Here is an 8,059-nt window from a genome sequence, read left to right on the forward strand (position 1 = left end):
AAGAGTCGGACTAGAAACATAGCTAAAATAACTAGCAGTTAGACTTAATGCTGTTTGATTGCTGATATTAGCAATCAGTTCATCTGGTTCGCTGCCTGGTTTGTTGATGTAGAGATTAGTATTAGAACCTGAAACTGTTAAGAGATAGTCACTACTTGCACCTCGTAGTTGAATTGTATCATCAGTGGTGCTAAAGTCGGCAATTGTCGCGTAGTCGCTAGTACCTGCATTAGTTGTATTACCGTCATCGTAACCAATCCAAGTTGCGTCACCAAGGATAAATCTATCACTTCCTGCTCCTCCTGTTAAAGAATCAATTTCTCCTTTTCCTGGGGTGCTACTGTTAGGGTTAACCCCTGTGATGATGTCATTACCTCCCCCGGTGGTGATGGTGTCATTAGCATTAGTTCCAGTAATTTGAAACCTTTCTATATTGGAGAAGTCAACTCGGTCAAAATTACCACTGCTATTAGTATAGGCACTAAAAGAACCACTCCAAGCCCCACCACTCCAATAAATACTGCTACCTATTCCTGCTGAAAAGGTGGTTGTCCCCGCGTAGGTGTTACTGGAATAGTCAATAATTAATAGGTCATTTTCGTCCCCACCATTTATGTTGTTCCCACCATTGACGTTATCTTGTCCTCGTCCCCCGTTAATCGTATCATTTCCGTCTCCGGTAGCAATGGTTTCATTAAAACTCCCCGTAAAGGTAATACTATCATTACCGGTTCCAGTGGTCAGATTATTGAACCGTTCAACATTTTTGACCACATTGCCATTACTTTCAGTGAAGGTTCCCCCACTGTTATCAATGGTTAAATTGGTGGTGAAACTGCTAAGGTCTAAAGTGCCGATGGTGTCTGTACCTGTTCCCCCATCAATGTTAAATACTCCATAACCTCCCCGGTCAAAGTAGTCGTTAGCATTAGTCCCGGTAATTTGAAACCTTTCTATATTAGAGAAGTCAACTCGTTCAAAATTACAACTGCTATTAGTATAGGCACTAAAAGAACCATTCCAAGCACCACCACTCCAATAAATATAGCTACTCATTCCTGCTGGATAGGTGGTTGTCCCCGCGTAGGTGTTACTGGAGTAGTTGACAATTAATAGGTCATTTCCATCCCCACCATTGACGTTATCTTGTCCTCGTCCCCCGTTAATCGTATCGTCTCCCTCTCCGGTAGCAATGGTTTCATTAAAACTCCCCGTAAAGCTAATACTATCATTACCGGTTCCGGTAGTCAGGTTATTAAACCGTTCAACATTTTTGACCACATTGCCATTACTTTCAGTGAAGGTTCCCCCACTGTTATCAATGGTTAAATTAGTGGTGAAACTACTAAAATCTAAAGTCCCAATGGTGTCTGTACCAGTCCCCCCATCAATGTTAAATACTCCATAACCCCCTCGGTCAAAGTAGTCGTTAGCATTAGTCCCAGTAATTTGAAACCTTTCTATATTAGAGAAGGAAACGTAGTCAGAATTACCACTGCTATTAGTATAGGCACTAAAAGAACCACTCCAATCCCCACTACTTAGATAGATACTGCTACTTATCCCTGCTTTATAGGTGGTTGTCCCCGCGTAGGTGTTACTGGAGTAGTTGACAATTAATAGGTCATTTCCATCCCCACCATTGACGTTATCTTGTCCTCGTAAAGGACTAATAGTGTCGTCTCCAGATGTCCCTGTAATTGTATCATTACCATTAGTACCCGTAAAATCCGCCTGTTCTACTTGAATAATTTCCCCATTGACTATAATTGTTGTCTGGTCATTCTCTCCTCGTAAAGCGTCTAAGGTTGCCACATCCAGACTATTTCCCTGCACCAACTCCGCAAAAATTGCCCCCTCATCTCCCGCGCTATCCACCGGATTAATTTGAGCATCCACATAATGCCCAATTTCTTCTAAAATTACATTAACTATCGCTGCTGACGAAGCCGTATTTAAAAAAGATGCTGATAGATAAATCTTATTCGTACTACTGGAATATGCACCATTCGCAGTTCCTAAAACCTCATCACTGAGTAGCTCAATTGGGGGAAGTTGACTAAAATTTCGGCTTTGCCACTGCTGTCGTAATTCTGTCGCTTTAACCACATCATAACTTGTGCCAAAAGCGGTTTCTAAATTCGCCCAAAAACCATCAGATTGAGCAAAATCGAACAAAACATCGTCAACAACAGGAAGAATCGGCAACAGGGTAGAAGTCATGACATTAACAGCAAAAGTTTATTCCTAACAGTTTTAGCTCAACAATCCCCAATCTTTCAAGACCCCTGTAACAGAAATTAACATTTATTACAAGAAAACGGGTTTCTCAAAGAAACCCGTTTTCTAAATAGGTTCTCAAAGAAACCCGGTTTCTAAATACCAAAGAAACCCGTTTTCTCATGGTTTCTCGCAGAAACCCGTTTTCTAGATATTGATTTTTGCCAAAGACTGCTTAAATTCTGCGAGAGAATTAGCGGTAGCTGCTAATTTTAGTAGCTCTTCTAAGATAGTAGGGTTAGTCATTTTGCCGATTATCTCTTCAATTTCTGAAGAAATCTCTCCAAACCGCACAGTTAAAACTGTTTTTATGGCATCACGGCTTTTTTGTAATGCTCCAATTTCCTTACCAATTTCCTTACCCTGTTCTATCCCTCGTAACTCCATATTACTCATTAAAGGCATGGTTCTTTCCTCCTCAAATTGTTTGATTTTACTCTCTAAGCTTGACTGTAATTCAGGGGATAAAGTCATCATATTGTCGATGATTTCAAACAGTTTAATTATCTGTTCTCTCTCGAACTCCTTCTCATATAATCCCCTGATTAACTTCCACTTCCACTGTTCCCTTTCTGGCAGCTTCCCAGTAGTCGCTTTTGTTTTCAGGTGTGCCATGACGATTATAGCAAAGGGATTGCTACTTGTTTCCAATTAGTCACTGATAACTGATAACTCGTAACTGATAACTGATAACTGATAACTGATAACTGATAAGTTGGTGAACTTCAGGAAAAAAGAAATGTAAAAACGCTTCAAAATACTCGCTTAATGCTTCTTTCCAGTGTTCATCATAATTGGCGGTTGGTTGTTTCATGGCAAGTCGCTACCAATTGGAAAGTTAGGCACTCATCTAAATCTATTATTCCCCATAAATATCATCAATGCCACTTGTCGTCACAAAACTTCCCATGAGAGCAACCTACATCTACATCTTTGTTTTAACATTTATTGCTAAAACTATATAATGCCGTCAGATAAAGGGGGTCGGAACCAACGGAACCGGGGAAGATATCCTTAACTAAAAAAGGAGTTGACATGATTTTTTCCTGAATTAAAGAGTAAAAATTAAACAATTAAGTGGGTGGGTGGAATTAAATATAAGATGAACGTAGGTTGGGTTGAAGCATGAAACCCAACGCCTGCATGGGTTACGCTACCGCTAACCCATCCTACAAATAATTGTGCCTCCCTACTTAAGTCGCCAAAGAAGGCACCATCCAGACGGATTGAGAGCCATCGAGGTCGGTATCCGGTCCAATTAGCGCCGGGTTGCGGTAGCCAGGTAGGACGGAGACGGCAAAAACCTCCTCCACGCCGCTATTGAACCAAAAAGTTGCCACCAGTTGACAGGTAGCTAGGTTGACAATAGCCAACCCGCACCGCAATTGATTACGCCGCTCATCCAGGGGTAAACCGCCAAAAATCGCCGTTTCCCGCACTTGGGACAACCCGACAAAGGCGTGACCTTCCCAACAGTCTAAACCCCGGGTAAAACCGGGCAACTCGGCGATGATTTCCGTGCTGCCAGTTTGGGGATGCCAACAGTTCAAGGTTCCATAACCGGAATTGAGGAAATAGAGATTACCCTGATAAAGGCGGGGAGAATGGGGCATAGCTAAACCCCGCAGAATCACCTCTCCCCTAGCCACATCAATTAAGCATCCGCCCTGGGCCTTATTCTCTCGCCAGAGGCTTTCCTCGTTGGTTTCCCCCAATGCCGTCACATAAGTGGGAGTGCCGCTATTTTCAGCCATAGCCAAGCCATTGAGGTGGCAGCGGTCTCCGGGGACTAACTCGGTAATAAAGGGCGGTTTCCACTGGGGGAGAAAACTCCAATTTCCTTCGATGGTTGCCAGACAGTTAAATAGGGTATTGACCACCCAAAGGCGATTACTGCCAAAAGCCAAATCATGACCCATAATCGGACCGGTGAGGTGGGAGGAACGAGCTAAAAAGGCGATATCCTGTTCCCCTTCGGGTTTAATCTGGGGGGCAATCTCTCGATTAGCGGGTAAATGCCAAATTGCCTGACGAGCGCCCACAGCAATTCCGGTAGCGGTTCGGGTTAAACCCATTGCTTGGTCAAAATGGGCGAAACTCACCCGTATTTGTCCTTGATAAGTGCCAATGCTGGCCACTCGTCCCGCTTGGTAGGTGGAAATCAACACTGAGAGGTCAAGCTGGTTGAGTAATTCCGGCAGATTGAGGCTGTACTCATAATTTACCGGCACTGCTTGGCGCTGAGATGGACTCGCTGCCGGCGCTTGGGTATCTGAAAACTGGTTAGTCTTGGGCGGCAAGCTGTCCATAGAGTTTTTTTGCATAGATTAACATCGATTGTGATAATTGATTATTGTCTATGGTTTATTCTGGTTTCAGTTGGTATTAATGGGGTCTATTATAAACAAATTAATCAATATTACTTGTAAAGTTTTCTTAACTTTTTTTGTATCAAATTTACTTGAACGGGAGCATTAAATACTTATGATTGAGTTTGTGTAAAACACTTTTGCAATTATGGAATTGACCAGATCTAGCCAAGAATTTAGCTTAAGCCTATTCTTTTGGATATAAACTTAATTCTAGAAAAACTATTGGTAATCAGAAAATGCTGACTTCATCGCCTCCCAATCTCTCGCAACTTGCCCTTTTATTTCTCAAAATCGGCATTATCGGTTTTGGTGGTCCGGCTGCCCATATCGCTTTAATGGAGGAAGAAGTGGTTAAGCGTCGCGGTTGGATGACTAAGGAGCGATTTCTCGATTTGGTGGGGGCCACTAATCTGATTCCCGGTCCTAATTCCACGGAAATGGCCATCCATATCGGTTATATTTTTGGGGGTTTAGCGGGTTTAATAATCACGGGGGTTTGTTTTATTACTCCTGCGGTGTTAATTACGGGTTTTCTAGCTTGGATTTATACTACCTACGGGACTTTACCGGATGTGGCTCCGATTTTTGCGGGGATTAAACCGGTGGTAATTGCGGTGATTTTTCAGGCCCTCTGGCGCTTAGGCAAAAAGGCACTGAAAACCCGTCAATTACTCTTCATCGGATTGGGAGTTATCGGATTATTAATCTTAGGTTTAAATGAAGTTATCGCTTTACTGTTAGGCGGAATTATCGGGATGTTTATCCTCAAAAAATTCGCCACCTTTCCCCTGATTGTGGCAGGAATAGGCGGTGCGACGGCGGTTGCTACTCCTAGCAATATCCCACCGACATTAACAGGATTAGGGCTATTTTTTCTCAAGGTGGGTAGTGTTTTATTTGGTAGTGGTTATGTGTTAGTTGCCTTTTTAGAAGGGGATTTAGTGCAGGGGAGAGGATGGTTAACCCAGCAACAATTATTAGATGCTATTGCTGTGGGTCAATTTACCCCCGGTCCGGTATTATCCACCGCCACTTTTATCGGTTATCAAATATTAGGAGTATCGGGGGCAATTGTGGCGACTCTAGCGATTTTCTTTCCTTCTTTTATCTTTGTTTTATTACTTAATCCTCTTATTCCTAAGCTGAGAGAATCGGTTTGGGCGGGTGCTTTTTTAGATGCAATTAATGCTAGTGCCGTGGCTTTAATGGTAGCGGTAATTTTTAATTTAGCTCTAGCTACTTGGTTACAACCCTACGGGAATTTACCTTTTAATTTATTGGCTATCATTCTATCTCTTATTTCTGCTATTCTTTTACTACGTTTTCAGGTTAATTCTACTTGGTTAATTCTTGCTGGTGCGCTTATTGGTTTACTATTGAAACAATTAGCTTAGGGGGAAATAAGTAAATGGTTCTAATTAAATATTAAGATATATTTTGCCTTTGATTCCCCCTTGATCCCCCCTTAATAAGGGTTGATCCCCCCTTGATCCCCCCTTAATAAGGGGGGCGGTGATTCGTTAAACTTTTGCCATTGATGTAGTTGGTTCTCTGAGCTTTTCTACCCAGTTATAAATCTGATCGCGATTTAGTCGATAGCTGAGGGGATGAGCGATTAATCGAGCGCTACTAGCAAATAATTCGGCAATTTCTACTAAACCATTTTCCCGTAAAGTTCGACCGGTGGAAACTAGGTCAACTATCGCTTCTGACATCCCCGTAATCGGGCCTAATTCTACGGAACCATAGAGAGGTATAATCTCGACGGGAATATCTAAACGACGAAAATAGTCCTTAGCACAATTGACAAATTTTGAGGCAACTTTACCGTGATGGGGAATATCTAAGGGACTTTGATAGGGACTATCAGCAGGGACAGCTACCGACATCCGACAGTAACCAAATTTTAGGTCAATTAAATTAGCCACATCGGGAGATTTTTCCAATAAAACATCATAACCGGCGATGCCTAATTGTGCCTGACCGTATTCTACATAAACTGGTACATCTGTTGCTCTGACTAATAACGCTTTCGCTTGGTTAGTGGGTTCAGTAATCTGTAATTGGCGATTTTTTGAGTCAAGAAAGGCACTAAAATCTAAGCCAATTTTCTGAAATATTTGGATACTTTCGTTTAGTAAAGCACCCTTCGGTAAGGCAATTGTTAGCATAGAGGGAATTATGAATTGGGAAGTGGGGAGGTGGGGGGAAGTGGAAATTATGAATTATGAATTATGAATTATGAATTATGAAGTGGGGAGTGGGGAATGGGGAGAAGGGAGCAGGGAAAACAAATAAAAATAGTCTCCTGACTCCTATCTCCTATCTCCTGACTCCTGACTCCTGAATTCTGACTCCTGACTCCTAACAGCTAAAATCATAACTGATAACCGAGATGGCAGTAAGTTCTCTAATGACCACATCAGCTAATTGTAAATCTGGATGGGTTTCCGGTTGCCAACTAATTGCGATCGCAGCTGCTGATTTTGCCTGTTTAGCCATTTCCCAATCGGCCCTAGTGTCCCCCACCATCAGGGTTTTGTCCACTGCAGTCCCCAAAGCTTGACAGGTTTCTTGCAATAATAAGGGATCGGGTTTACTTAAACCTCGATCGCAGCCCCGGGCAATTTTAATATAATTTAATAGGCCATTTTCCTTGACAAATTGCTCCACTCGTGCTGTGGTATCGGAGGAAAGAATCGCCAATTGTAAACCGGCCGCGTGCAGATAACGAATTACTTCTAAACATTGGGGATAGAGGGGATTGAAGCGGGGGGGAACCTTTTCATCGGCCGCTTGAAAGGCTACTTTTGCGATCGCCATAGCCGTTAACCAATCCCGGCCGGTGGAAGCAATACAACCGGCAGCGACGATATGATTATCTCTGCGGCTGCCCACTGCCATTAAACCAGCAGGATTGAGACTATTTGCCCCAATACCGAAAGTTTTAGTTAATAAAGACTCTAAACCAGGGATTTGCGATTCAATGGCTTGTATCCGGGCTATAGCTCGATCGTACCAGAAAGCTCGCGAATCCTCTAGCGTACCGTCCTTATCAAAAACAATCCCTTGAATATCTCTAAATTCTCGATTACCACAGCGAATTATCGGCAAATAAACCCCCTTATTTTTATCTATATTGTCAGTCATCATTTTAGCTCTCAGGAGACAGGATTAAGGAGACAGGAGATTATTTCTATTTATTCTCCCCACACCCCAATTCATAATTCATAATTCATAATTCATAATTTCCACCTCCCCCCACACCCCACACCCCAATTCATAATTCATAATTCATAATTCATAATTTCCACCTCCCCCCACAACCCCCCACCCCAACACCCACAACCCAAAAAAAAAATAAAAAATAAAAAAAAAAACCACACACCCAGCCAACAAAAACCCAC

General features: G+C 42.5%; 7 protein-coding genes. 1 reads left to right on the top strand and 6 read right to left on the bottom strand.

From position 1 onward, the window contains the following. The 4 genes from ACE1AQ_RS22895 to ACE1AQ_RS22910 all read right to left on the bottom strand — a co-directional run. Positions 1-2,223 (bottom strand): hypothetical protein (locus tag ACE1AQ_RS22895; RefSeq protein WP_374809282.1); only part of this gene is annotated, 2,223 nt, incomplete at its 3' end. Between the two features lie 204 nt (positions 2,224-2,427). Beyond that, complete coding sequence (locus ACE1AQ_RS22900; protein ID WP_110546057.1) at positions 2,428-2,895, bottom strand: hypothetical protein; 468 nt, start codon at positions 2,893-2,895, stop codon at positions 2,428-2,430. Positions 2,896-2,935: 40 nt separating this feature from the next. Then, positions 2,936-3,094, bottom strand: coding sequence for a hypothetical protein (locus ACE1AQ_RS22905; RefSeq protein WP_374809284.1), 159 nt, complete (start codon positions 3,092-3,094; stop codon positions 2,936-2,938). Positions 3,095-3,473: 379 nt separating this feature from the next. Then, positions 3,474-4,589, bottom strand: a complete 1,116-nt coding sequence (locus ACE1AQ_RS22910) for a TIGR03032 family protein (RefSeq protein WP_039899556.1) — start codon at positions 4,587-4,589, stop codon at positions 3,474-3,476. Positions 4,590-4,888: 299 nt separating this feature from the next. On the opposite strand from ACE1AQ_RS22910, the gene chrA reads away from it, so the two are divergent. After that, entirely contained in the window at positions 4,889-6,046 is a 1,158-nt protein-coding gene (gene chrA / locus ACE1AQ_RS22915) for a chromate efflux transporter (RefSeq protein ID WP_110546056.1), read from the top strand. A 126-nt stretch (positions 6,047-6,172) separates the two neighbouring features. On the opposite strand, the gene hisG is transcribed toward chrA, so the two are convergent. Further along, a complete protein-coding gene (gene hisG / locus ACE1AQ_RS22920; protein ID WP_008197919.1) occupies positions 6,173-6,823 on the bottom strand; it encodes an ATP phosphoribosyltransferase in 651 nt (216 codons plus the stop codon). A 193-nt stretch (positions 6,824-7,016) separates the two neighbouring features. Next, positions 7,017-7,805 carry an HAD family hydrolase gene (locus tag ACE1AQ_RS22925; protein ID WP_008197921.1) on the bottom strand — a complete coding sequence of 263 codons (789 nt, stop codon included), beginning with the start codon at positions 7,803-7,805 and terminating at the stop codon, positions 7,017-7,019. Positions 7,806-8,059 lie beyond the last annotated feature (254 nt).

The organism is Microcystis sp. BLCC-F209 (assembly GCF_041928595.1).
Taxonomy (GTDB): domain Bacteria; phylum Cyanobacteriota; class Cyanobacteriia; order Cyanobacteriales; family Microcystaceae; genus Microcystis.